At 71.4% G+C, this 24854-nt stretch carries 25 protein-coding genes; 8 read left to right on the plus strand and 17 right to left on the minus strand.

Going from position 1 to position 24854, the window contains the following annotated elements; translation table 11 throughout:
• Positions 1-19: 19 nt before the first annotated feature.
• Genes sufC through I601_RS16930 form a run of 7 tightly spaced genes read right to left on the minus strand, consistent with a single transcriptional unit; the run spans position 20 to position 5330 of the window.
• A complete protein-coding gene (sufC, locus tag I601_RS16900; protein ID WP_068112292.1) occupies positions 20-778 on the minus strand; it encodes a Fe-S cluster assembly ATPase SufC in 759 nt (252 codons plus the stop codon).
• Positions 779-807: 29 nt separating this feature from the next.
• Positions 808-1143 carry a non-heme iron oxygenase ferredoxin subunit gene (locus I601_RS16905; protein ID WP_068112295.1) on the minus strand — a complete coding sequence of 112 codons (336 nt, stop codon included), beginning with the start codon at positions 1141-1143 and terminating at the stop codon, positions 808-810.
• Positions 1140-2327 carry a Fe-S cluster assembly protein SufD gene (gene sufD, locus I601_RS16910; RefSeq protein ID WP_335582169.1) on the minus strand — a complete coding sequence of 396 codons (1188 nt, stop codon included), beginning with the start codon at positions 2325-2327 and terminating at the stop codon, positions 1140-1142. Before sufD ends, I601_RS16905 begins: the two co-directional genes overlap by 4 nt.
• A 57-nt stretch (positions 2328-2384) precedes the next feature.
• Positions 2385-3803 (minus strand): Fe-S cluster assembly protein SufB, encoded by a 1419-nt coding sequence (gene sufB / locus I601_RS16915; RefSeq protein WP_068112300.1) that lies wholly within the window; start codon positions 3801-3803, stop codon positions 2385-2387.
• Complete coding sequence (locus I601_RS16920; RefSeq protein WP_068112303.1) at positions 3800-4513, minus strand: helix-turn-helix transcriptional regulator; 714 nt, start codon at positions 4511-4513, stop codon at positions 3800-3802. The genes sufB and I601_RS16920 overlap by 4 nt, the downstream gene beginning before the upstream one ends.
• A 48-nt stretch (positions 4514-4561) precedes the next feature.
• Positions 4562-4969, minus strand: a complete 408-nt coding sequence (locus I601_RS16925) for a hypothetical protein (protein WP_179948544.1) — start codon at positions 4967-4969, stop codon at positions 4562-4564.
• Complete coding sequence (locus I601_RS16930; RefSeq protein ID WP_084527741.1) at positions 4962-5330, minus strand: hypothetical protein; 369 nt, start codon at positions 5328-5330, stop codon at positions 4962-4964. The genes I601_RS16925 and I601_RS16930 overlap by 8 nt, the downstream gene beginning before the upstream one ends.
• Before the next feature lie 56 nt (positions 5331-5386).
• On the opposite strand from I601_RS16930, the gene I601_RS16935 reads away from it, so the two are divergent.
• Genes I601_RS16935 through I601_RS16945 form a run of 3 tightly spaced genes read left to right on the plus strand, consistent with a single transcriptional unit; the run spans position 5387 to position 7982 of the window.
• Entirely contained in the window at positions 5387-6352 is a 966-nt protein-coding gene (locus I601_RS16935) for an ABC transporter ATP-binding protein (RefSeq protein ID WP_237089447.1), read from the plus strand.
• Positions 6349-7122, plus strand: a complete 774-nt coding sequence (locus I601_RS16940; RefSeq protein ID WP_068112309.1) for an ABC transporter permease — start codon at positions 6349-6351, stop codon at positions 7120-7122. The genes I601_RS16935 and I601_RS16940 overlap by 4 nt, the downstream gene beginning before the upstream one ends.
• A complete protein-coding gene (locus I601_RS16945) occupies positions 7119-7982 on the plus strand; it encodes a COX15/CtaA family protein (protein ID WP_237089448.1) in 864 nt (287 codons plus the stop codon). The genes I601_RS16940 and I601_RS16945 overlap by 4 nt, the downstream gene beginning before the upstream one ends.
• Before the next feature lie 132 nt (positions 7983-8114).
• On the opposite strand, the gene I601_RS16950 is transcribed toward I601_RS16945, so the two are convergent.
• Positions 8115-9074 (minus strand): heme o synthase, encoded by a 960-nt coding sequence (locus I601_RS16950; protein WP_068112314.1) that lies wholly within the window; start codon positions 9072-9074, stop codon positions 8115-8117.
• Between the two features lie 246 nt (positions 9075-9320).
• On the opposite strand from I601_RS16950, the gene tkt reads away from it, so the two are divergent.
• The 5 genes from tkt (at position 9321) to I601_RS16975 (ending at position 16059) form a co-directional block, all read left to right on the plus strand.
• Positions 9321-11348: a transketolase gene (gene tkt, locus I601_RS16955; protein ID WP_218917850.1), complete on the plus strand. Its 2028-nt coding sequence runs from the start codon at positions 9321-9323 to the stop codon at positions 11346-11348.
• 54 nt (positions 11349-11402) lie between these two features.
• Complete coding sequence (gene tal, locus I601_RS16960; RefSeq protein ID WP_068112320.1) at positions 11403-12509, plus strand: transaldolase; 1107 nt, start codon at positions 11403-11405, stop codon at positions 12507-12509.
• Entirely contained in the window at positions 12506-14179 is a 1674-nt protein-coding gene (pgi, locus tag I601_RS16965; protein ID WP_068112323.1) for a glucose-6-phosphate isomerase, read from the plus strand. Before tal ends, pgi begins: the two co-directional genes overlap by 4 nt.
• Positions 14179-14922, plus strand: a complete 744-nt coding sequence (pgl, locus tag I601_RS16970) for a 6-phosphogluconolactonase (RefSeq protein ID WP_068112326.1) — start codon at positions 14179-14181, stop codon at positions 14920-14922. Before pgi ends, pgl begins: the two co-directional genes overlap by 1 nt.
• A 126-nt stretch (positions 14923-15048) precedes the next feature.
• Entirely contained in the window at positions 15049-16059 is a 1011-nt protein-coding gene (locus I601_RS16975; protein ID WP_068112329.1) for a hypothetical protein, read from the plus strand.
• A 22-nt stretch (positions 16060-16081) separates the two neighbouring features.
• Here the strand turns inward: I601_RS16975 and I601_RS16980 are convergent, their stop codons facing one another.
• The 9 genes from I601_RS16980 to uvrC form a co-directional block, all read right to left on the minus strand.
• Positions 16082-16441 (minus strand): RNA polymerase-binding protein RbpA, encoded by a 360-nt coding sequence (locus I601_RS16980; protein WP_068112332.1) that lies wholly within the window; start codon positions 16439-16441, stop codon positions 16082-16084.
• Between the two features lie 38 nt (positions 16442-16479).
• Positions 16480-16710 carry a preprotein translocase subunit SecG gene (gene secG, locus I601_RS16985; protein WP_084527749.1) on the minus strand — a complete coding sequence of 77 codons (231 nt, stop codon included), beginning with the start codon at positions 16708-16710 and terminating at the stop codon, positions 16480-16482.
• Between the two features lie 31 nt (positions 16711-16741).
• Positions 16742-17551, minus strand: a complete 810-nt coding sequence (gene tpiA, locus I601_RS16990; RefSeq protein WP_068112334.1) for a triose-phosphate isomerase — start codon at positions 17549-17551, stop codon at positions 16742-16744.
• A 5-nt stretch (positions 17552-17556) separates the two neighbouring features.
• Positions 17557-18771: a phosphoglycerate kinase gene (locus I601_RS16995; protein ID WP_418303070.1), complete on the minus strand. Its 1215-nt coding sequence runs from the start codon at positions 18769-18771 to the stop codon at positions 17557-17559.
• Positions 18772-18773: 2 nt separating this feature from the next.
• Positions 18774-19769 (minus strand): type I glyceraldehyde-3-phosphate dehydrogenase, encoded by a 996-nt coding sequence (gene gap / locus I601_RS17000; protein ID WP_068112340.1) that lies wholly within the window; start codon positions 19767-19769, stop codon positions 18774-18776.
• Between the two features lie 134 nt (positions 19770-19903).
• Positions 19904-20890 carry a DNA-binding protein WhiA gene (gene whiA / locus I601_RS17005; RefSeq protein WP_068115163.1) on the minus strand — a complete coding sequence of 329 codons (987 nt, stop codon included), beginning with the start codon at positions 20888-20890 and terminating at the stop codon, positions 19904-19906.
• Positions 20891-20912: 22 nt separating this feature from the next.
• Positions 20913-21923 (minus strand): gluconeogenesis factor YvcK family protein, encoded by a 1011-nt coding sequence (locus I601_RS17010; RefSeq protein WP_084527751.1) that lies wholly within the window; start codon positions 21921-21923, stop codon positions 20913-20915.
• Positions 21923-22798, minus strand: a complete 876-nt coding sequence (rapZ, locus tag I601_RS17015; protein ID WP_068112346.1) for an RNase adapter RapZ — start codon at positions 22796-22798, stop codon at positions 21923-21925. The genes I601_RS17010 and rapZ overlap by 1 nt, the downstream gene beginning before the upstream one ends.
• Entirely contained in the window at positions 22795-24810 is a 2016-nt protein-coding gene (gene uvrC, locus I601_RS17020) for an excinuclease ABC subunit UvrC (RefSeq protein ID WP_068112350.1), read from the minus strand. The genes rapZ and uvrC overlap by 4 nt, the downstream gene beginning before the upstream one ends.
• Positions 24811-24854 lie beyond the last annotated feature (44 nt).

Consider the following 24854-nt stretch of genomic DNA (forward strand, 5'->3'; position numbering starts at 1 on the left):
GGTCGGGTGGGTCGGACGATCAGACCTTGGCGGTCAGGTACTTGTCGTAGCCCTCGGCCTCGAGCTGGTCGGCGAGCTCGGCGCCGCCCTGCTCGGCGATCTTGCCGTCGACGAAGACGTGCACGAAGTCGGGCTGGATGTAGCGCAGGATGCGGGTGTAGTGCGTGATGAGCAGCACGCCCTTGCCCTCGCCGCCGCGGAAGCGGTTGACGCCCTCGGAGACGACCTTGAGAGCGTCGATGTCGAGGCCGGAGTCGGTCTCGTCGAGGATCGCGACCTTGGGGTCGAGCAGCTCGAGCTGGGCGATCTCGTGGCGCTTCTTCTCGCCGCCGGAGAAGCCCTCGTTGACCGAGCGCTGGGTGAAGGTGGAGTCGAGGTTCATCCGCGACATGGCCGCGTTGACGTCCTTGACCCAGGTGCGCAGCTTGGGCGCCTCACCGTCGATGGCCGTCTTGGCGGTGCGCATGAAGTTGGTGACCGAGACACCGGGCACCTCCACGGGGTACTGCATCGCCAGGAACAGCCCGGCGCGGGCGCGCTCGTCGACCGACATCGCGAGGACGTCCTGGCCGTCGAGGGTGACGCTGCCGCCGGTGATGTCGTACTTCGGGTGGCCGGCGATGGAGTAGGCCAGCGTCGACTTGCCGGAGCCGTTGGGCCCCATGATCGCGTGGGTCTCGCCGTCCTTGATGGTCAGCGTGACGCCCTTGAGGATCTCCTTGGGGCCGTCGTCGGTGCTGACCGAGACCTTGAGGTCCTTGATCTCCAGGGTGCTCATGTGTGGTTCTCTCTTTCTGGGTGGAAGTCTCAGGAGGGGGTGACGCCGTTGAGGGTGGTGGTCACGTCGACCCACACCTCACCGTCGCGGACCTCCACGGGGAAGGTCGAGACCGGCGCGATCGCGGGCGGCCCGGTGGGCTTGCCGCTGCGCAGGTCGAAGCAGGAGCCGTGCAACCAGCACTCGATGACCCCGCCGGCGACCTCGCCCTCGCTGAGGGCGACGGCGGCGTGGGAGCAGAGGTCCTGCAGGGCGAAGACCTCGTCACCGTCACGGGTGACGACCACGGCGGTCTCGTCGACGAGGACCGCGAGGCCCTCGTCGGCGGGGACCTCGTCGAGCCGGCAGGCGCGGACGAGGCTCATGCGGTGGCCGGCTCGTAGCCCTTGAGCACGTTCTTCGCGAGCTCCTCCTCCACGGTGGCGGTGAGCTGCTCCTCGAGGAACGGCACACCCACCTTGCGGATGAGGTCGTGGAAGAAGCCGTGCAGGACCAGGCGGCGGGCCTCCTGGTCGGAGACGCCGCGCGAGCGCAGGTAGAACAGCTGCTCGTCGTCGAAGCGGGCCGTGGCGGAGGCGTGGCCCGCGCCCTCGATCTCGCCGGTCTCGATCTCGAGGTTCGGCACGGAGTCGGCCTGGCAGCCGTTGGTGAGGACGAGGTTGCGGTTCTCCTCGTAGGTCTCGATGCCCTCGGCGACCTTGCGGATCAGGACGTTGCCGATCCACACGGTGTGCGCGCCCTGACCCTGCAGCGCGCCCTTGTAGAGGACGTTCGACTTGGTCTTGGGCGCGTTGTGGTCGGCGAAGAGCCGGTGCTCGAGGTGCTGGCCCTCGTCGGCGAAGTAGAGCCCGAGGAGCTCGGCCTCGCCGCCCGGGCCGTCGTACTCGACGTTGGCGTGCAGGCGCACCACGTCGCCGCCGAAGCTGAGCGAGGTGTGGCGCACCGAGGCGTCCCGGCCGACCCGGATGGCGTCGCGGCCCAGGTGCACCGCGTCGTCGTCCCAGTCCTGCAGGGTCAGCACGTTGACCTGGGCGCCGTCACCGACGATGACCGAGGTCGTGGCGCTGTAGCGCGCCGAGCCGGTGTGCACCAGCACGACCGTGGCCTTGCTGTGCGCACCGAAGCGCAGCACCTGGTGGCCCCAGACGAGGTCGTCGACGGAGTCGCCGTGCAGTCGCAGCACGACGGGCTCCTCGACCACCTGGTCGGCGGGCACGTCGAGCAGCATGGCGCCGCCGGCGCGGGCCACGGCCAGCGCGGAGGGCCGGTCGTTGGGGGCCAGCTCACCGATCTCACGCGCCCGCTCGGCGCTGATCTCGGTGAGGGTGGCCCCGGCGGGGATCTCGGTGGTCCAGGTCAGCGACGCCGAGGAGGCCTCGCCGTCGAGGATCCCGCGCAGGCGCTTGAGCGGGGTGAAGCGCCAGGTCTCCTCGCGCCCGGTCGGCACGGGGTGGTCGACCAGGTCGTAGGAGGGCGGCGGGTTCAGGTGAGAGGTCACCTTGTCCTGCTCGAGGGAGGACGCCACGCTCTCGCGGGCAGCATCAGTCACGGTCACAGTCAGTTGCTTGCTTTCTGGGTGCGTTGGTGGGGGGACGACGGGCGGCGATCAGCCGACCGCGCCCTCCATCTGCAGCTCGATGAGCCGGTTGAGCTCGAGGGCGTACTCCATCGGGAGCTCCTTGGCGATCGGCTCGACGAAGCCACGCACGATCATGGCCATCGCCTCGTCCTGCTCCATGCCTCGCGACATGAGGTAGAAGAGCTGGTCGTCGGAGACCTTGGAGACGCTGGCCTCGTGACCCATCGAGACGTCGTCCTCACGGATGTCGACGTACGGGTAGGTGTCGGAGCGCGAGATCTGGTCGACCAGGAGCGCGTCGCACAGCACGTTGGACTTCGAGCCGTGCGCACCCTCGTTGATCTGGATCAGGCCGCGGTACGACGTGCGCCCACCGCCACGGGCCACCGACTTGCTCAGGATCGAGCTGGACGTGTGCGGGGCGGCGTGGACCATCTTGGCGCCCGCGTCCTGGTGCTGGCCCTCGCCGGCGAACGCGATCGAGAGCGTCTCGCCCTTGGCGTGCTCGCCCATGAGGTAGATGGCGGGGTACTTCATCGTCACCTTGGAGCCGATGTTGCCGTCGACCCACTCCATGGTCGCGCCGGCCTCGCAGGTGGCGCGCTTGGTGACGAGGTTGTACACGTTGTTCGACCAGTTCTGGATGGTCGTGTAGCGGCAGCGGCCGCCCTTCTTGACGATGATCTCCACGACTGCGGAGTGCAGCGAGTCCGAGGAGTAGATCGGGGCGGTGCAGCCCTCGACGTAGTGCACGTAGGCGCCCTCGTCGACGATGATCAGGGTCCGCTCGAACTGGCCCATGTTCTCGGTGTTGATCCGGAAGTAGGCCTGCAGCGGGATGTCGACGTGCACGCCCGGCGGCACGTAGATGAACGAGCCACCCGACCAGACCGAGGTGTTGAGCGCGGAGAACTTGTTGTCACCGACGGGGATGACGGTGCCGAAGTACTCCTGGAACAGCTCGGGCTGCTCCTTGAGCGCGGTGTCGGTGTCGAGGAACAGCACCCCCTGCTCCTCGAGGTCCTCGCGGATCGAGTGGTAGACGACCTCCGACTCGTACTGGGCCGCGACACCGGAGACCAGGCGCTGCTTCTCGGCCTCGGGGATGCCCAGGCGGTCGTAGGTGTTCTTGATCTCCTCGGGCAGGTCGTCCCAGGTGGCGGCCTGCTTCTCCGAGGAGCGCACGAAGTACTTGATGTTGTCGAAGTCGATGCCCGACAGGTCCGAGCCCCAGGAGGGCATGGGCTTGCGGTCGAAGAGCTTCAGGCCCTTCAGACGCATGTCGAGCATCCACTGCGGCTCGCTCTTCTTGGACGAGATGTCGCGGACGACGGCCTCGCTGAGGCCGCGCTTGGCGTTCGCGCCGGCGTCGTCGGAGTCGCTCCAGCCGAACTCGTAGCGGCCGATGCCCTGGAGCTCGGGGTTGAGTTCTTCGATCGAGGTCATGAGCTGACCGACTCCTTCTCGTTGCGGGACGTGTGCCGGGTCTTCCCGGCAGGCAGATCAGGGATGTTGGTGGTGCAGACGCCGTCGCCGTGGGCGATCGTCGCCAGTCGCTGCACGTGGCGGTCGAGGACCCGGCTGATCGCCTCGGTCTCGGCCTCGCACAGCTGCGGGAACTCGTGGGCCACGTGCGACACCGGGCAGTGCTGCTGGCACAGCTGCTCCCCCGCGCTCTGCCCGTGCTGGGGCAGGGCACGCACCGAGGCGGCGTACCCCTCCTCGGTGAAGAGCTGGGCGAGCACCTCGGCCTTGGTGAGGTCGGGGTGGGACTGCTCGGTGCTGGCAAAGCGCTCCTCGATGAAGGAGACCCGACGGTCGGCGAAGGCACGCACGGCCTCGTCGCCACCGGTCTCGGCCAGGAAGCGCAGGGCCTGCACCGCGAGATCGTCGTACTGCTGGTCGAACCCCTCGCGCCCACGCTCGGTGAGCGCGAAGAGCTTGGCCGGACGACCCCGACCTCGCACCGTGCCGGCACGTGGGTCGCGCGGCTCGAGCGCCCCCTCCTCGACCAGGTGGTCGAGGTGACGGCGCACCGCAGCGGGGGTCAGGTCGAGGAGCTCGCCCAAGGTCGCTGCGGTCGAGGGTCCGTGGACCAGGATCGAGCGGACGACACGCTGGCGCGTCGTCTCGTCGATGGTCCCGGTGAATTCCACAACACCAGTGTGCCCTTATTGGGAAGACCTGTTCAAGCAAGGTCCCCCTTACCTCCTGCGACGCGGTGACGTGCGTCTCAACCAGGCCAGTCCGAGGAAGGGCAGGACCAGCGGCAGGTAGGCGTAACCCTGCCCGAAGTGCGACCAGACCGTCTTGTCGGGGAAGAGGTCGGGAGCGGTGTAGGACAGCAGCCCGACCACCACCACGCCCAGCGCCTCGACGCTGCACGCCGCCAGCGCCACCCGGCGGGCGAGCGGTGTGCCGAGGAGCAGGCAGGTCGTGGCGACGAGGTAGAGCACCGCCGCGACCAGGGAGAGGGAGTAGGCCAGCGGCGCCCTCCCCACGTCGCCGAGCAGCTGCACGCTCGAGCGCCCGGTGGCGGCGACGCCCAGGACGCCGTACACGGCCACCAGGATGCGGCCCGGCCCCGTGGACAGCTCGTGCGGCTCAGGCACCGGCACCGGACCACAGCGAGTCCAGGCGCAGCTGCATCGCAGCCACCGTGGCCAGGGCGACCAGCAGGACACCGGTCCCCCAGCGGTTGCGCTCCACCAGCGCCAGCGCGGCGCCGACCGGCACCACCAGCACGGCGGTGACGAGGTAGGCGACGAAGGTGACGCCCTCGACGTCGGCGTCGGTGCCGGCCAGGGAGACCAGGCCGACCACCAGCTGGACCAGGAGGGCGACCAGGAGCAGCCCGAGGAGCAGGAAGTACGGGTCCCCGGGAGGGCTCTGGTCGCGCACGATCATCACCACCGTGGCGACGGCGGCCACCGTGGTCAGGAGCAGCACCAGCGCCATCAGCCACACGTTCACGCGGAGCAGCCTAGGGGCGGCCCGCAGGGCTCTCGTCGCCTCCCTACACTTCTGGGGTGCCCGACCCTGCCGTCCACCCCGCCGACGCCCCGGCCGTCGCCGTGGAGGGCCTGGTGATGAGGTACGCCGGCAAGACCGCCGTCGACGGACTCTCGCTCGAGGTCGCCCGCGGCTCCATCACGGCGGTCCTGGGACCCAACGGGGCCGGCAAGACCACCACGCTCGAGACCTGCGAGGGCTACCGACGCCCCCAGGAGGGCCGGGTGCGGGTGCTGGGCCTGGACCCGGTGCGCCAGCGCCGCGAGCTGCTTCCCCGCATCGGCGTGATGCTGCAGGGCGGTGGGGCGTGGAGCGGGGTCCGGGCCGAGGAGATGCTGCGCCACGTCGCCGCGCTGCACGCCCACCCCGTGGACCACGACCTGCTCGTGGAGCGGCTCGGCCTCGCCGAGTGCGGCCGCACGCCCTACCGCCGGCTCTCGGGCGGCCAGCAGCAGCGCCTCGGGCTGGCCATGGCGCTCGTCGGGCGCCCCGAGATCGTCTTCGTCGACGAGCCGACCGCGGGCATGGACCCGCAGGCGCGGCGTACGACGTGGGAGCTGCTGCACGAGCTGCGCGCGGACGGTGTCACCGTCGTGCTGACCACCCACTACATGGACGAGGCCGAGCAGCTCGCCGACACCGTCCACATCATCGACCGGGGGCGGCTCATCGCGTCCGGCTCGCCGCTGGAGCTCACCCGCGGCGGCTCGGTGTCCACGATCCGGCTCGTCGTGACCCGGCCGTTCCCGCCCGGCGCCCCCGAGTCGCTCACCGCGGCCCTCGGACCCGGCACCCAGGTCACGCAGCTCGACGCCTCCAGCCTGCTCGTGACCGGTCCCGCCGACGCGTCCACGCTGGCCCGGGTCTCGCGTTGGTGCGAGGAGCAGGGCGTGCTGCCGGAGTCGCTGGTCCTGGGCACCCGCAGCCTCGAGGACGTCTTCCTGCAGCTCACCGGCCGCGAGATCCAGGAGCACCCCGCATGAGCGGCACCTTCACCCCCCGGCCCGGCGCCGCACCCCTGCCCCGCCAGGTGCTCGCCCAGGCCCGCATGGAGTCGCGGCTGATGCTGCGCAACGGCGAGCAGCTGCTGATCGCCGTGGTGATCCCCGTCATCGTCCTGGTCGGCGCCGTCGCCGGGTCCGAGCGGGTCGGCCTGGAGCTCGACGGGCGTCCCGTCGACATCTTCACCCCCGGGGTGCTGGCGCTCGCCGTCATGTCGACGGCCTTCACCTCGCTGGCCATCGCCACCGGGTTCGAACGCCGCTACGGGGTGATCAAGCGACTGGGGGCCTCTCCGCTCCCCCGGTCCGGGCTCCTGGCCGGCAAGGTGCTGGCGCTGCTGCTGGTCGAGCTGCTCCAGCTGCTCGTCGTCGGCGGGGTCGCGCTGCTGCTGGGCTGGGAGCCCGCACTCGGGGCCCAGGCGCTCGTCGGTGCCGTGGCCACCGCTGCCCTCGGCACAGCGGCATTCGCCGCGCTGGGTCTCTTCGTCGCCGGGGTCCTGCGCGCCGAGGCCACGCTGGCCGCGGCCAACCTCGTCTACCTGCTCCTGCTCGCCGGCGGCGCGGTCGTGCTGCCCGCGTCGGCGTACGGCGGCTTCGCCGACATCGTGCGCTGGCTGCCCTCGGGCGCGCTGGGCGGCGGCATGCGCGACGCGCTGATCGACGGCCAGGTGGCGCTGCTGCCGCTGGCCGTGCTCGCGGCCTGGGCGGTCGTGGGCACCGTCCTGACCGCCCGAACCTTCAAGTGGGAGTGAGCACCGTGCAGGACATCCGCGTGCGCCAGGCGCGCTGGGCAGGCTGGGCCTCCGTGGTGGCCAACATCGGCATCATCGTCACCGGTGGTGCCGTCCGGCTCACCGGCTCGGGCCTGGGCTGCCCCACCTGGCCGCGCTGCACCGACGAGGCCTTCACCCCGCACGGCGAGCTGGACTACCACTCGGCCATCGAGTTCGGGAACCGGATGCTCACCTTCGTGCTCGTGGCGGTCGCGGTGGCGACCTTCGCGGCGGCGCTGCGCACCCGACGCCAGGACCTGGTGCGGTTGTCGGTCATCCTCGGCCTGGGCATCCCGCTGCAGGCGGTCATCGGTGGGATCACGGTGCTGACCGACCTGAACTCGTGGCTGGTCGCGCTGCACCTGCTGCTGTCCATGGCGCTCATCGGGCTGTCCGTGCGCTTCCTGCAGGTGCTGGACCGGCCCGGAGCGCCCGTGGGCGGTCCTGCGGCAGCGTTGGCCTGGGGGGTCTTCGCCACCACCTGGGTCGTGCTCTACCTCGGCACGATCGTCACCGGAGCCGGCCCGCACGCGGGCGACGCCGACACCGCGCGCAACGGCCTGGATCCGCTGCAGTGGAGCCAGCTGCACGCCGACGCGGTGTTCCTGCTGATCGGTCTGACCGTCGGTCTCATCGTCACCCTGCTCGCCCAGGGCGCCCCCCGCACCTCCGTGCAGGCGGCGGTGCTGCTGCTCGGGGTCGAGCTGGCGCAGGGCGTGATCGGGTTCGTGCAGTACTTCACCGACCTGCCGGTGCTGCTCGTCGGCGCGCACCTGCTGGGCGCCGGCATCCTCTTCGCCAGCGTCACCTGGACGCTGCTGCGCGTGCGCCACCCCTGACCACTGCCGGTCGAGCAGCGAGGGCCGAAGGCTCGAGCGTCGGCGAGACCACGTGACCACACGCCGTACGCCGAATCGGCGCGACATCTGGGCCGGGTCGGCGCGACATCTGCGCCGGGTCGTGGGGGCCGGTCAGCCGATCAGCGGGTCGAGCGCCACTGCGACGAAGAGCAGCGACAGGTACAGGTTCGAGGAGTGGAAGAGCCGCATCGGCTGGATGACCGAGAGCTCGTCGGAGGTCTTGGTGCGGCCCCACATCCGGTGCGCCTCCACGAGGAAGACCGCACCCAGCACGGTGGCCACGACGGGGTAGAACACGCCGGTGCCGGCGACCGGCCACAGCAGGAGCGACGTGGCGACCATCACCCAGCTGTAGAGGACGATCTGGCGACCGACCTCGCGGCCCGGGACGACCACGGGCAGCATCGGGACGTCGACGTTCGCGTAGTCCTCGCGGTAGCGCAGCGCCAGTGCCCAGGTGTGCGGGGGCGTCCAGAAGAAGACCACCATGAACAGCACGACGGGGGCCCAGGCCAGCTCGCCGGTCACCGCCGTCCAGCCGATCAGGGCCGGGAAGCAGCCGGCGAGGCCGCCCCACACGATGTTCTGCGTCGTGCGGCGCTTGAGCAGCATGGTGTAGCCGAAGACGTAGAACGCCTCGGCCCCCACGGCCAGCAGCGCGGAGAGCGGGTTGACCCACAGGTAGAGCACCACGACCGAGAGCAGGCCCAGCACGGCGCCGAAGACCATCGCAGCGCGCGGGCTGACGATGTGGCGCGGCAGGGCGCGTCGCCGGGTGCGGCGCATCTGCTCGTCGATGTCGCGGTCGTACACGCAGTTGAACACCGAGGCCGAACCGGCGGAGAAGGCTCCGCCGACGACGGTGGCCACCACCAGCCCCAGGGGCGGGATGCCTCGGGCCGCGAAGAACATCACCGGCACGGTCGTGAGTAGCAGCAGCTCGATCACGCGCGGCTTGGTCAGGCCCACGTACGCCGCCACGACGTCGCGGAACCGGACGGATCCGGCCCCGGCGTTCGCCGTCGCGTCGTCGTGCTGGTCAGCAGCGGCCGAACGGCCGGCGTAGGTCACGACTGGTCCTCGAATGTGCAGGCGGGTGAGGTGAGGCGGTGCAGATGGGAGTCTACTGCCCGACATCGGTAGGGTCGGAATCGCCTGGACCCGGGCTCTGTTGTACCCGGTGACGCCCCAGGCGCACCCGAGACGCACCCCTTGACGAACCTCGTCAGCACCGGAAGGAACCCTGTGACCTCTCCCGCCTCCCTCGAATGGACCGAGACCGACCAGCTGGCCGTGGACACCGCCCGCGTGCTGGCCATGGACGCGGTCGAGAAGGCCGGCAACGGGCACCCGGGCACCGCGATGAGCCTCGCGCCCGCGGCGTACCTGCTGTTCCAGAAGGTCATGCGGCACAACCCCGCCGACCCGGCCTGGACCGGTCGCGACCGGTTCGTCCTCTCGGCGGGCCACAGCTCGATCACGCTGTACACGCAGCTCTTCCTGGGCGGCTGGGGCCTCGAGATCGAGGACCTCCGGGCGCTGCGCCAGTGGGGCTCCAAGACCCCCGGCCACCCCGAGGTCGGCCACACCGCCGGCGTCGAGACCACCACCGGCCCGCTGGGCCAGGGCGTGGCCAACGCCGTGGGCATGGCGATGGCCGCCCGCCGCGAGCGCGGCCTCCTCGACCCCCAGGCCGGGGACGGCCCCTCGGTGTTCGACCACCGCGTCTTCGCCATCTGCAGCGACGGCGACATCCAGGAGGGCGTCAGCGCCGAGGCATCCGCCCTCGCCGCGGTCCAGGACCTCGGCAACCTGACCGTGATCTACGACGCCAACCAGATCTCGATCGAGGACGACACCGACATCGCGCTGGCCGAGGACGTCGGCGCGCGCTACGAGGCCTACGGCTGGCACGTGCAGACCGTCGACTGGACCAACGGCGGCCAGGAGTACGTCGAGGACGTCCAGGAGCTGCACGACGCGATCGTCGCGGCCGATGCCGTCACCGACCGCCCCAGCTTCATCGTGCTCAGGACGATCATCGCCTGGCCCGCCCCGAACGCGCAGAACACCGGAGCCTCGCACGGCTCGGCGCTCGGCGCCGAGGAGGTCGCGGCGACCAAGGAGGTCCTGGGCTTCGACCCGGAGAAGACCTTCGAGCTCAAGGAGGGCGTGCTCGAGCACACCCGCGCCGCCGTCGAGCGGGGCAAGGCCGCGCAGGCCGCGTGGGAGGAGGAGGTCCAGCGCTGGGCCGCCGCCAACCCGACCGAGGCAGCACTCCTCGAGCGGATGCGCACCCGCACCCTCCCCGAGGGCTGGGACGCCGACCTCCCGTCGTTCCCCGCCGGCAAGGACGTGGCCACCCGCAAGGCCTCGGGCGCGGTCATCAACGCGCTGGCCGGCCGGGTGCCGGAGCTGTGGGGCGGCTCGGCCGACCTCGCCGGCTCCAACAACACCACGATCGAGGACGCCCCGTCCTTCCTGCCCGCCCACCGCTCCACCGACTCGTGGAAGGGCGACCCGTACGCCGGTCGCGTGCTGCACTTCGGCATCCGCGAGCACGCCATGGGCGCGATCATGAACGGCATCGCCCTCCACGGCGGCACCCGCGTCTTCGGCGGCACGTTCCTGACCTTCTCCGACTACATGCGTCCCTCGGTGCGGCTCGCCGCCCTGATGGGTCTCCCGGTCACCTACGTGTGGACCCACGACTCCATCGGCCTCGGCGAGGACGGCCCCACCCACCAGCCGATCGAGCACGTCGCGGCGCTGCGCGCCATCCCCGGGCTCGACGTGGTCCGCCCCGGTGACGCCAACGAGGTCACCGCCTGCTGGGCGCACATCATGCGCACCACCGACCGCCCGGCCGGGCTCGCGCTCTCGCGCCAGAACCTGCCGGTCTTCCCGCGCGGCGAGGACGGCTTCGCCGACACCTCCGAGGTGCACCGCGGCGGCTACGTGCTGCTCGACGCCGAGGGCGGCGAGCCCGACGTCATCCTGGTCGCGACCGGCTCCGAGGTGCAGCTCGCCGTCGAGGCGCGCACCGCGCTCGCCGAGCAGGGCGTGCAGGCGCGCGTCGTCTCCATGCCGTGCCGCGAGTGGTTCGACGCCCAGGAGGAGTCCTACCGCCAGCGCGTGCTGCCCGCCACGGTCAAGGCCCGCGTGGCCGTCGAGGCCGGCATCGCCATGGGCTGGCGCGAGGTCGTGGGCGACCACGGTCGCATCGTGTCCATCGAGACCTACGGCGCCTCCGCCGAGTACGCCCGGATCTACTCCGAGTACGGCATCACCGCCGAGGCCGTCGTCAACGCCGCCCAGGACTCCCTGGCCGCGGCCGCCGGCTGAGCGTCCCCGCTCTCCCGGCACTGTCAGCATCCGTCACGACCGCAGGAGGAACACATGAGTGAGCGTCTCAAGGCACTGTCCGACGCAGGGGTCTCGATCTGGCTCGACGACCTCTCCCGCGAGCGGATCGAGTCCGGCAACCTCGCCGAGCTGGTCGAGCAGAAGTCCGTGGTCGGGGTGACCACGAACCCGACCATCTTCGCCGGCGCGATCGCCGACGGCGAGCGCTACGACGAGCAGGTGCGCAGCCTCGTCGCCGAGGGCCGCAGCGTCGACGAGGTCATCTTCGAGCTCACCACCGAGGACGTGCGCAACGCCTGTGACGTGTTCGCGCCGGTCGCCAGCGCCACGTCGTACGACGGCAAGGTCTCGATCGAGGTCGAGCCCGATCTCGCGAACGACACCGAGGCCACGATGGCGTCGGCGCGGGCGCTGTGGAAGGCCGTGGACCGCTCGAACGTGCTGATCAAGATCCCGGCCACGCTCGAGGGGCTGCCGGCCATCACCGCGGCCACCGCCGAGGGCATCAGCGTCAACGTGACCCTGATCTTCGGGCTCGAGCGCTACCGCGACGTCATGGACGCCTACCTCGCCGGGCTGGAGAAGGCGCAGGAGGCGGGCATCGACCTGTCGACGATCGACTCGGTCGCCTCGTTCTTCGTCTCCCGCGTGGACTCCGAGGTCGACGGCCGGCTCGAGGAGATCGGCACCCCCGAGGCGCTCGACCTGCGGGGCAAGGCCGCGGTCGCCAACGCCCGCCTGGCCTACGCCGCCTTCGAGGAGGTGATGGGCAGCGAGCGCTGGACGCGCCTGGCCCAGGCCGGCGCGAACCCGCAGCGGCCGCTGTGGGCCTCGACCGGGGTCAAGAACCCCGACTACCCCGACACCCTGTACGTCACCGACCTCGTGGTCGCCGACACCGTGAACACGATGCCGGAGAAGACGCTCGAGGCCGTCGCCGACCACGGCGAGATCGAGGGTGACCAGGTGACCGGGAGCGCCGAGGGCGCTCAGCAGGTGATCGACGCCGTGCGCGGTGTCGGCATCGACTGGGACCAGGTCATCGAGGTCCTCGAGACCGAGGGCGTCGACAAGTTCAAGAAGTCGTGGACCGAGCTCGTCGAGACCGTGGAGGCCCAGATGGAGAAGGCCCGGGCATGAGCACCTCGGCGTCCCACGACCCACGATCCACGGACGCCTGGGGCCGCCTGGCGGCCCACTCCACGGGCTTCGTCCCGGACCTGCGGTCCTGGTTCGCGGACGACCCCGACCGGGTGCAGCGACTGACGCACACGGTCGGGGACCTGCACGTCGACCTGTCGAAGAACCTGCTCGACGACACCGTCCTGGACCAGCTCCTGGCCCTGGCCGAGCAGACAGGCGTGGCGGCCCGGCGCGACGCGATGCTGACCGGTGAGGCCATCAACGTCACGGAGGACCGCGCGGTCCTGCACACGGCGCTGCGGCTGCCGCGGGACGCCGACCTGGTCGTCGACGGCCAGGACGTGGTCGCCGACGTGCACGAGGTGCTCGACCGGGTCTACGCGTTCGCGCGCCAGGTGCGCTCCGGCGAGTGGACCGGCGCGACCGGCCTCCCGGTGCGCACGGTCGTCAACATCGGCATCGGCGGCTCCGACCTCGGGCCGGTGATGGCCTACGAGGCGCTGCGCCCCTACGTGCAGGACGGGATCGAGTGCCGCTTCATCAGCAACATCGACCCCACGGACGCCGCGACCACCCTCCAGGGCCTCGACCCGGCCACGACGATCTTCATCGTGGCCAGCAAGACCTTCGGCACCCTCGAGACGCTCACCAACGCCCGTCTGTGCCGCTCCTGGCTGCTGGAGGGGCTCGGCCCCGACGTGGACGCGGCCGACGCGGTGGCCCGCCACTTCGTGGCGGTCTCCACCGCGCTGGACAAGGTCGCCGAGTTCGGCATCGACCCCGAGAACGCCTTCGGCTTCTGGGACTGGGTGGGCGGTCGCTACTCGCTGGACTCCGCGATCGGCACCTCGCTGGTCGTCGCGATCGGCCCCGAGCGGTTCACCGAGCTGCTCGAGGGCATGCACGCCGTCGACGAGCACTTCCGCACCGCGGAGCCGCGCCGCAACGTGCCGCTCCTCATGGGGCTGCTCAACATCTGGTACGCCAGCTTCCTGGGCGCCGAGACCCATGCCGTGCTGCCCTACTCCCAGCTCCTGCACCGGTTCCCGGCCTACCTGCAGCAGCTGACGATGGAGTCCAACGGCAAGGGCGTGCGCTGGGACGGCGCCGAGGTCACCACCGACACCGGTGAGGTGTTCTGGGGCGAGCCCGGCACCAACGGCCAGCACGCCTTCTACCAGCTCCTGCACCAGGGGACCCGGCTGGTGCCGGCCGACTTCATCGCCGTCGCCAACCCGGCCCACGAGCTGCGCGACGGTGACCAGGACGTCCATGAGCTGCTGCTGGCCAACTTCTTCGCCCAGACCCGGGCGCTGGCGTTCGGCAAGACCGCTGAGGAGGTCCGTGCCGAGGGCACCGAGGAGTCGGTCGTCCCGGCGCGGGTCTTCGGCGGCGACCGGCCCACCACGTCGATCATGGCCCCGGCCCTGACGCCCTCGGTGCTGGGCCAGCTCGTGGCGCTCTACGAGCACATCACCTTCACCCAGGGTGTGGTCTGGGGCATCGACAGCTTCGACCAGTGGGGCGTCGAGCTCGGCAAGCAGCTGGCCCAGGAGGTCGGGCCGGCCGTCGCCGGGGACGCCGACAGCCTCGCCGAGCAGGACGCCTCGACCCGCTCCCTCATCGATTACTACCGCGCGCAGCGGCGTACGGCAGGAGGTTCCTGATGGCCACCGAACCCCTCATCGAGGTGCACGACGACGCAGCCACGCTGGCGACCGCGGTGGCCGGCGAGCTGCTCACCCGGCTCGCCGACGCCCAGTCGGCCGGTCGCGTCCCCCACGTGGTCCTGACCGGTGGTTCCATCGCCGGCGCGATCCACGCCGAGGTCGCCCGGCTCTCCTCGGGGACCGAGAGCCCGCCGGTGGACTGGACCCAGGTCGCGCTGTGGTGGGGCGACGACCGCTTCGTGCCCGCCGCCTCCGAGGACCGCAACGCGCTCCAGGCCAGGACCGCCTTCATCGAGGCGCTCGCGATCCCCGCCGCGCACGTCCACGAGGTGCCCTCCACCGACGACGTCGCCACCGCCGAGGAGGCGGCCCAGCGCTATGCGGACGCCCTGGTCGAGCACGGGGCCGACCAGTTCGAGGTGCTGATGCTGGGTGTCGGTCCCGACGGGCACGTGGCCTCGCTGTTCCCCGGCTTCGAGCAGCTCGACGTCCGCGACCGCGACGTCGCCGCCGTCCACGACTCCCCCAAGCCACCGCCCGACCGCGTCACGCTGACCTTCGCGGCCCTGGAGCGGGCCCGGAGCACGTGGTTCCTGGTCAGCGGCGAGGAGAAGGCCGAGGCCGTAGCCCGGGCCCTGTCCCCCGCGACCACGAGCGGCGCGGAGACGCCGGCCAGCGTCCCGCGCGGGCGTGAGGAGACCACCTGGTTCCTCGACCGCGCGGCCGCGTCCCGCCTCTGATCCGCGACTCGGCTGGCTTTTCCGGGCCAAGTCGCGAGCCGGCTGGTCTTTTCAGGCCGGGTCGCGGTTGTCCACAGGTGGCTTGGTTCCTGGGTTGAGGCAGAGCACTCCGGGCAGCCTCGCCGCATGGACATCGATGAAACGCTCGACGCCGGCACGCTCGACCCCGCCTGGGGTCTCCCGCTCGACCGGCCGTTCCTCAGCCGCGCGGCCACCGAGGCCGGCTGCTCGCGCCGCCAGCTGGACCAGCTCGTCGCCCTCGGACTGCTGCGCCGTCCGGTCAAGGGCGTGCTCGTGTGCGCCGACGTCACTGAAGACGTCGCTCTTCGGGCCGAGTCGCTGCGCCTCATCGCTCCACCGGACGCTGTGGTCACCGACCGGCACGCGGCCTGGCTGCACGGGGCTGAAGGAGCCCTGGCGCCCGGCGAGCACCTGGCGCTGCAACCCATCTCCGTCGTCCTCCCGCCCCGCCGCGGTCGGCTGCGCAACTCCATCACGGCCGGCGGTGAGCGGGACCTGGCCGAGCATGACGTCACGAGGATCCGCGGCCTGGCTGTCACCACCCGCTTGCGCACGGCTCACGACCTCGGGCGGCGCCGGTGGCCGGACGAGGCCCTGGCGGGCGTCGACGCCATGCACCGGCTGCCCGGCTTCGACCACGCCGCGTTCCTGGCCGGCATCGAGCGGTACGCCGGCCGGCGATGGATCCGCACCCTCCGGGAGGTCGGTCCCCTGGCAGACGGCCGCGCCGAGTCGCCGGCCGAGTCGATCCTCCGCTTGCGGTGCCTGGAGTGCGGGATCGACGTGGTGCCGCAGTTCGACCTGTGGGACGGCGACCACCACGTGGCACGCTTCGACCTCGCCGTTCCCGAGCTGCGCATCGCCTTCGAGTACGACGGCGAGGAGTGGCACTCCACCCCGGAGCAGCGCGAACACGACCGGCTCAGACGCGAGGCCGCCCGGCGGCTCGGCTGGCTGATCGTGGTGATCCGCAAGGAGCACCTGTTCGGCCAGAGCCGCACGGCCGAGACGAGGATTCGCGAGGGCTACGCAGAAGCACTCCGCCGGGCCGGTCGATCGCCGTACTGGCGCCTGGAGCCGTCTCGAGAAAACCGGCCGCATCGCGACCCGGCCTGAAAACCAGCCGGCTCGCGGAGGGTCAGAAGATCAGGTCGCCGGACTTGCGGCGGCTGCGGAGCAGCTTGAGGGCCTCGGCGAGGATGCTGGCCGCCTCCTCCTCGGAGCGACGCTCCTTCACGTAGGCCAGGTGCGTCTTGTACGGCTCCACCTTGCGCGCCGGCGGCGGGTTGTCGGCGTCCGTGCTCGCCGGGAGACCGCACTTGGGGCAGTCCCACGACTCGGGGGCCACCGCCTCGACCGCGAACGCGATCACCGAGTGGTGCTGACGGGCGCAGAAGTACGTCACGGTCTGGCGCGGGGCGGCATCGCCGCGCTCCGCCTCACCGATCGGTCCGGCACCGACCCGGCTGCCCCGGATCGCGCTTCCTCCACCAGCCACGAGCTCTCCTTCAAAGACGGTCGATCAGGGTGGGCGGATCAGTACGCGAGCACGAGCCCCATGGAGATCACGGTGGCGAACCAGACGACCCCGGTGCCGACGGTGAGCCGGTCGAGGTTCTTCTCGGCGATCGACGAGCCGCCGAGCGAGCTCGACACACCGCCACCGAACATGTCGGAGAGACCACCGCCGCGACCCTTGTGCAGGAGCACGAGAAGGATCATCGCGGAGCTGGTGAGGACGAGGATGATGGTGAGGAACGTTTCCACGGTCGCGAATCCTACGTCACGTCGCCGGAGGTCACAGGACCGGCATGTCGTAGAAGCGGCAGATGCCGCCGAACTCGTCGGCCTGCAGGCTCGCGCCGCCGACGAGCGCGCCGTCGACGTCGTCCTTGGCCATGATGCCGGCGATGTTGGCGGCCTTCACGGACCCGCCGTAGAGCACGCGCACCGCGTCCGCGGCCTCGTCGCCGTGCGAGGAGCGCACGGTCTCCCGGATGGCGGCACAGACCTCCTGGGCGTCCTCGGGGGTGGCCACCTCGCCGGTGCCGATCGCCCAGACGGGCTCGTAGGCGACGACCAGGCCCGCGACCTGCTCGGGTGTGAAGCCCGCCAGCGAGCCCTGGACCTGGGCGACGCAGTAGTCGACGTGCTCGCGCGCCTGGCGGGTCTCGAGGCCCTCGCCGACGCACACGATCGGAGTCATCCCCGCCGCCAGCGCGCGGTGCGCCTTCGCGTTGACGACCTCGTCGCTCTCGCCGTGGTGCTCACGGCGCTCGGAGTGGCCGACGACGACGTAGGAGCACCCGAGCTTGGCCAGCATGCCGGCCGAGATCTCGCCGGTGTAGGCGCCGGACTCGTGCACCGAGACGTCCTGGGCGCCGTAGCGCACCGAGAGCCGGTCACCGTCGACGATGGTCTGCACGGAGCGCAGGTCGGTGAACGGCGGCACCACGACCACCTCGACGCGGCGGTAGTCGTGCTTCTTGTCCGAGAGCGTCCACGCGAGCTTCTGGACCAGGACCACCGCTTCCTGGTGGTTCAGGTTCATCTTCCAGTTGCCCGCCATCAGCGGGGTGCGCCCGGGGGCGGGGGTCGTGCTGGCCATGGTCGTCAGTCCTCCAGGACGTCGATGCCGGGCAGGTCCTTGCCCTCGAGGTACTCGAGGGAGGCACCGCCACCGGTGGAGATGTGGCCGAAGTCGGCCTCATCGAAGCCGAGCGTGCGCACCGCGGCCGCGGAGTCGCCGCCGCCGACGACGGACAGGCCGTCGATGCCGGTCAGGGCGCTGGCGACGGCACGGGTGCCGTCGGCGAACTGCGGCACCTCGAACACGCCCATCGGGCCGTTCCAGAACACCGTCCGCGCGTCGGCCAGGGCCGCCGCGAAGTCGGCGCCGGAGGCCGGGCCGATGTCGAGACCGAGGCAGTCCGCCGGGATGTCGGTGGCCGGGACCACCCGCGGCTCGGGCTGGCGCCCGCCGCCGGGGAACGCGGTGTCGACCACGATGTCGCCCGGCAGCAGGATCTGCACGCCCGACGCCTCCGCGCGCTCGAGGTAGGCGCGGCAGACGTCGAGCTGGTCCTCCTCGAGCAGGCTCTTGCCGACCTCGTGGCCCTGGGCCTTGAGGAAGGTGAAGACCATCCCGCCGCCGATGAGCAGCTTGTCCGCCTTGTCGAGCAGGTTGTCGATGACCCCGAGCTTGTCGGACACCTTCGACCCGCCGAGGACGACGACGTAGGGCCGCTCCGGGGTCTCGGTCAGGCGACGCAGCACCTCGATCTCGGTGGCCACCAGCCCGCCCATGGCGTGCGGCAGCCGCTTCGCGACGTCGTACACCGAGGCCTGCTTGCGGTGGACGACACCGAACCCGTCGGAGACGAAGACGTCGGCGAGCTCCGCCAGCCGACCGGCGAAGGCCTCGCGCTCGGCGTCGACCTTGCTGGTCTCACCGGCGTTGAAGCGGACGTTCTCGAGGACCGCGACCTGGCCGTCCTCGAGACCGGCGACGGTCTCGTGGGCCGACTCGCCCACGGTGTCACGGGCGAAGGCCACGTCGGCACCGAGCAGCTGACCGAGCCGGGCCGCCACCGGGGCCAGCGAGTACGCCGGATCCGGCGCCCCCTGGGGACGACCCAGGTGGGCCGCGACCACCACCCGGGCGCCGGCCTCGGCCAGCGCCCGGATGGTGGGCAGGCTCGCCCGGATCCGGCCGTCGTCGGTGATGGTGGCGCCGTCGAGCGGGACGTTGAGGTCGGAGCGAACCAGGACCCGCTTCCCAGCGACGCCCTGCTCCAGCAGCTGCTCCAGGTTCGCGTGCGTCGTCACTGTCAGAGCGTCTCGCCGATGTAGTCGATCAGGTCGGCGAGGCGGTTGGAGTAGCCCCACTCGTTGTCGTACCAGCCGACGACCTTGACCTGGTTGCCGATGACCTTGGTCAGCGGGGCGTCGAAGATGCACGAGGCCGGGTCCGTGACGATGTCGGAGGACACCAGCGGGTCGGTCGAGTAGCGCAGGAACTTGCCGTCGGCGGCCTTCTCCATGACGGCGTTGACCTCCTCGACGGTGGTCTCACGGCCTGCCTCGAAGGTCAGGTCGGTGGCCGAGCCGGTGGGCACGGGCACGCGCAGCGCGTAGCCGTCGAGCTTGCCCTTGAGCTCGGGCAGCACCAGGCCGATGGCCTTGGCCGCACCGGTCGAGGTGGGCACCACGTTGATCGCGGCGGCGCGGGCGCGGCGCAGGTCGGAGTGGATGTTGTCCTGCAGGTTCTGGTCCGCGGTGTAGGCGTGCACCGTGGTCATCAGGCCCTTGACGATGCCGAACTCGTCGTTGAGCGCCTTGGCCATGGGGGCCAGGCAGTTCGTGGTGCAGGACGCGTTCGAGATCACGTGGTGCTGCGCGGGGTCGTACAGCTCGTGGTTGACGCCCATCACGACCGTGATGTCCTCGTTCTTGGCGGGCGCCGAGATGATGACCTTCTTGGCGCCGGCGTCGATGTGCGCGCGGGCCTTGGTGGCGTCGGTGAAGAACCCGGTGGACTCGACGACCACGTCGACGCCCAGGTCGCCCCAGCGCAGGTTGGCCGGGTCGCGCTCGGCGAAGGTCTTGATGACCTGGTCACCGACGTGGATCGCGTCCTCGGTCGCCGTCACGTCGGCGTCGAGACGGCCCAGGATCGAGTCGAACTTCAGCAGGGGCGCGAGCGCCTTGTTGTCGGTCAGGTCGTTGACGGCCACGATCTCGATGTCGAGGCCCGAGGCCCGGACGGCGCGGAAGAAGTTGCGGCCGATCCGGCCGAACCCGTTGATACCTACTCGAACGGTCACTGCTGCTCCTGCTCTGTGGGCTGACGGCTCCACCCCGGGACGGGGGTGGCGTGCAGGTCGACCCTATCGCCAACCCGCGGGTCGGCACCGACCCGTCCCGACGTACGTGCGGGTAACCCGCGTACGTCGACGCCTCAGGAGTCCTCGACCATCATCTCCGGCGTCAGCGACGACTCGGTGTCGGGGATGCCGAGGTCCTCGGCACGCTTGTCGGCCATCGCGAGCAGCCGGCGGATCCGCCCGGCGATCGCGTCCTTGGTCAGCACCGGCTCGTGCAGCTGGCCCAGCTCCTCGAGGGAGGCCTGCTTGTGCTCGAGCCGCAGCGTGCCGGCCATGCGGAGGTGGTCGGGCACGTCGTCGCCGAGGATCTCCATGGCCCGGTCGACCCGGGCGCCGGCGGCGACCGCGGCGCGGGCGGAGCGGCGCAGGTTGGCGTCGTCGAAGTTGGCCAGGCGGTTCGCGGTGGCCCGGACCTCACGGCGCATCCGGCGCTCCTCCCAGGCCATCAGCGACTCGTGGGCGCCGAGGCGGGTCAGCAGCTGGCCGATGGCGTCGCCGTCGCGGATCACGACCCGGTCCACGCCACGCACCTCGCGGGCCTTGGCCTGGATGCCGAGACGACGGGCGACTCCGACGAGTGCCAGCGCGGCCTCGGAACCGGGGCAGGTGACCTCGAGGGAGGACGAGCGACCCGGCTCGGTGAGCGAGCCGTGCGCCAGGAACGCACCCCGCCAGGCGGCGACCGAGTCGCAGCCGCTGCCGGCGACCACCGCGGGAGGCAGGCCGCGCACGGGGCGTCCGCGCTGGTCGAGCAGCCCGGTCTGGCGGGCCAGGGACTCGCCGTCCTTGACCACGCGCACCAGGTAGCGGCTGCCCTTGCGGATGCCGCTGCCCTGGACCACCACGACGTCGGACTGGGCGCCGTACACCTCGGAGACGTCGCGACGCAGGCGACGGGCGGCCGCACCCGTGTCGAGCTCGGCCTCGACGACGATGCGTCCGCTGACGATGTGCAGCCCGCCCGCGAAGCGCAGCAGGGAGGCCACCTCGGCCTTGCGGCAGCAGGTCTTCGTGATCTGGGTGGAGGCCAGCTCTGCCTTCACCTGTGCCGTCATCGCCATGATCGGCATCCTCCCACGCGGGTCAACGTCCGTCCTGCTCGGCGTCGACGGCTCCCAGCAGGATCGACTCGTACGCCGCTGCCAGCCTCGCGGGGTCGTGGCGCGGGGTGCCGTCGTCGGAGGCGACGTCGGCGACGACCAGCCGAGCCCCCGCGGCCGCGGTCACCTCGCGCAGGTGGGCGAGCTCGTCGGGGTCCATCCGGGTGTCGGCGAGGACGGTGTGCACGGCCAGCTCGGGCGCGTGCTCGACGAGCACCGCCAGGTGGTCGGCGGGACCGAAGCCACCGGTCTCCCCCGGCTGCTCGTCCAAGTTGAGGACCACCACCGTGCGCGCGTCGGTCTCGATGAGGGCTCGGCGCAGGTCGGGGACGAGCAGGTGCGGGATGACCGAGCTGAACCACGACCCGGGGCCCAGCACGACCCAGTCGGCCGCGGCGAGGGCGGTCAGCGCCTCGGGGCAGGCCACGGGGCTGGCGGGCTCGAGGTCGACCCGGGTGATCACTCCCCCGGTGGTGGCGACCTCGACCTGGCCGCGGACCAGGGTGAGGGCGTCCTCGTCCGCCGGGTCGAGACCCCGGACCTGGGCGGTGATGTCGAGCGGGGTCAGTGCCATCGGCAGCACCCGGCCGGCCGAGCCGAGCAGGCGACCGACCAGGTCGAGCGCCTGCACGTGGTCGCCGAGCTGCTCCCACAGCGCGACGATGAGCAGGTTCCCCACGGCGTGCCCGTGCATCTCACCGTCGCCCGCGAACCGGTGCTGCAGCACCCGCTCCCAGGTCTGGCCCCACTGGTCCTCGCCGCAGAGCGCGGCCAGCGCCATGCGCAGGTCGCCGGGCGGCAGCACCCCGAACTCCCCGCGCAGCCGCCCCGAGGAACCTCCGTTGTCGGCGACGGTGACGACGGCGGTCAGGTCGTCGACGACCACCTCGTCCACGAGCTGGCGCAGCGCCCGGAGGGAGGCGTGCAGTCCGTGCCCGCCGCCGAGGGCCACCACCGACTGGGCACGATCGGCGCTCCGGTGGCTCCCCGGCATCACTCGCGACCCAGGTCGCGGTGGGTCGCGGTGGCCTGGTGCCCGAGCTCGACGAGCCTGCGGGTGATCTCCTCGGTCATCGCGACGCTGCGGTGCTTGCCGCCGGTGCAACCGATCGCGACCCGCATGAAGCGCTTGCCTTCACGGAGGTACCCCTCGGTGACGCCCGTCAGCACCGGGAGGTAGCCGTCGAGGAACTCGGCGGCACCGGGCTGGGACAGCACGTAGTCGGAGACCTCGGGGTCGCGGCCGGTGTGCGGGCGCAGGTCGGGGATCCAGTGCGGGTTGGGCAGGAAGCGCATGTCGGCGAGGTAGTCGGCGTCGACCGGGATGCCGTACTTGAACCCGAAGCTGACCACGCGGATCCGCAGGTCGGTGGAGTCCGGGGAACCGAAGGAGTCACGGATGCGACGGGTGAGCTGGTGGACGTTCAGCGAGGTGGTGTCGATGACCAGGTCGGCGTCGCCGCGCAGGTCGGCGAGCACCTCCCGCTCGCGCTCGAGGCCGTCCAGCAGCCGGCCGCTGCCCTGCAGCGGGTGCGGGCGACGGGCGGCCTCCTGGCGCCGGACCAGGACGTCGTCGGTCGCCTCCAGGAAGACCAGGGTGGCCCGGCGCCCCGTCGCGCCCTGGCCGAGGTTGGCCTGCAGGGATCCGAAGAAGGAGCCGGACCGGACGTCGACGACGACGGCGATCGGCTGGCCGGCGCCCTGCGTCTCGTCGACGAGGCGGACCACGTCGCGCAGCAGGCTGGGCGGCAGGTTGTCGACGACGTAGTAGCCGAGGTCCTCCAGCTCCTTGGCGGCGGTGCTGCGGCCGGCGCCGGTCATCCCGGTCACCACCACCAGCGGCCCGTGGGGCACCTGACGCTCGTTCATGACTCCTCGATCTCTCCCGTGGCGGTGTTCACGGACACGATGACGGGCTCGGTGCCGGACCCGGTGCCGCCGCCGCGGGGTGCCGGGGTGACGGCGGTCTTGATGGACAGGGCGGTGCGGGCGCCGATGCCGGGGACCTCGGCGATCTCGTCGGCCGTGGCCTCGCGCAGCTTCTTCAGGGACCCGAAGTGCTTGAGCAGCGTGCGCCGGCGGACCTCTCCCAGCCCCGGCACGTCGTCGAGGGCGCTCTCGACCATCGTCTTCGAACGCCGGCTGCGGTGGTGGGTGATCGCGAAGCGGTGCGCCTCGTCGCGGATCCGCTGGAGCAGGTAGAGACCCTCCGAGGAGCGCGCCAGGATGACGGGGTCCTCCTGGCCGGGCACCCAGACCTCCTCGAGCCGCTTCGCGAGGCCGCAGACCGGGATGTCGTCGATGCCCAGCTCCTCGAGGGCGCGCTGGGCGGCCGCGACCTGCGGGGGTCCCCCGTCGACGACCACCAGCCCCGGCGAGTAGGCGAACTTGCGCGGGCGACCGGTCTCGGGGTCGACCAGCATCGGTCCGTCCTGGCCCTCGACCGTCTTGGACCGCGCCTGCTCGTCGAGCAGGCGCCGGAACCGCCGGGTGATGACCTCGTGCATCGAGGCGACGTCGTTCTGCCCCTCGACGTCCTTGATGATGAACCGGCGGTACTCGCCCTTGCGCGCCAAGCCGTCCTCGAAGACCACCATCGAGGCCACGACCTCGGTGCCCTGGAGGTTGGAGACGTCGTAGCACTCGATGCGCAGCGGCACGTCGTCGAGCTCGAGGGCGTCCTGGATCTCCTCCAGCGCCCGGTTGCGCGTCGTCAGGTCGCTGGCGCGCTTGGTCTTGTGCAGCACGAGCGCCTGCTTGGCGTTGGACGCGACGGTCTCCTGCAGCGTCTTCTTGTCGCCGCGCTGCGGCACCCGGATCTGCACCCGTGAGCCGCGCAGCTCGCTGAGCAGCTCCTCGAACGTCGCATGGTCCGGCGGGATGGCCGGGACCAGGATCTCGCGCGGGATCGACTCGGAGTCCCCGGCGTAGAGCTGGAGCAGGAAGTGCTCGACGAGCTCGGCGGTGCCGCCCTCCTCGACCCGGTCGGCGACCCAGCCGCGTTGTCCGCGGATCCGGCCACCGCGGACGTAGAAGATCTGCACCGCGACCTCGAGCGGGTCCTCGGCCAGGGCGATGACGTCGGCGTCGGCGCCGTCGCCGAGCACCACCGCCTGCTTCTCGAGGGCTCGCTGCATCGCGCCGAGGTCGTCCCGGAGCCGGGCGGCCTTCTCGAAGTCCATCGCGTCGGAGGCGGCGTACATCTGCTTCTCGATGCGGCGCAGGAACGGCCGGGTCTGCCCGCCCATGAAGTCGCAGAAGTCGTCGACGATGGCCCGGTGCTCCTCGGCGCTCACCTGGCCCACGCACGGTGCCGAGCACTTGTCGATGTAGCCCAGCAGGCAGGGCCGCCCGATCTGCGCGGACCGCTTGAAGACGCCGTTGCTGCACGAGCGCATCGGGAAGACCCGCAGCAGCACGTCGACGGTCTCGCGGATCGCCCAGGCGTGGCTGTAGGGGCCGAAGTAGCGGGTGCCGCGGCGCTTGGCGCCGCGACCGACCATCACCCGGGGGAACTCCTCGCCCACGGTGACCGCCAGCCAGGGGTAGGACTTGTCGTCGCGGTACTTGACGTTGAAGCGGGGGTCGAACTCCTTGATCCAGGAGTACTCCAGCTGCAGGGCCTCGACCTCGGTGTTGACCAGGGTCCACTCGACGCTGGTCGCGGTGGTGACCATCGTGGCGGTGCGCTGGTGCAGGTGGGCGATGTCCTGGAAGTACGACGACAGCCGCGCGCGCAGGTTCTTCGCCTTGCCGACGTAGACGACACGGCCCTGGGAGTCACGGAACCGGTAGACGCCCGGGCCCGTGGGGATCGAGCCCGGTTCGGGACGGTAGGACAACGGTCCCCGAGAGCTGCGGCGGGCTGGTCGGTCGGGCACGTCACCAGCCTACGAGTCGCTGGGGACACCCCCGCCGATCGGGC

It is taken from the genome of Nocardioides dokdonensis FR1436, assembly GCF_001653335.1.
Taxonomy (GTDB): Bacteria; Actinomycetota; Actinomycetes; order Propionibacteriales; family Nocardioidaceae; genus Nocardioides; species Nocardioides dokdonensis.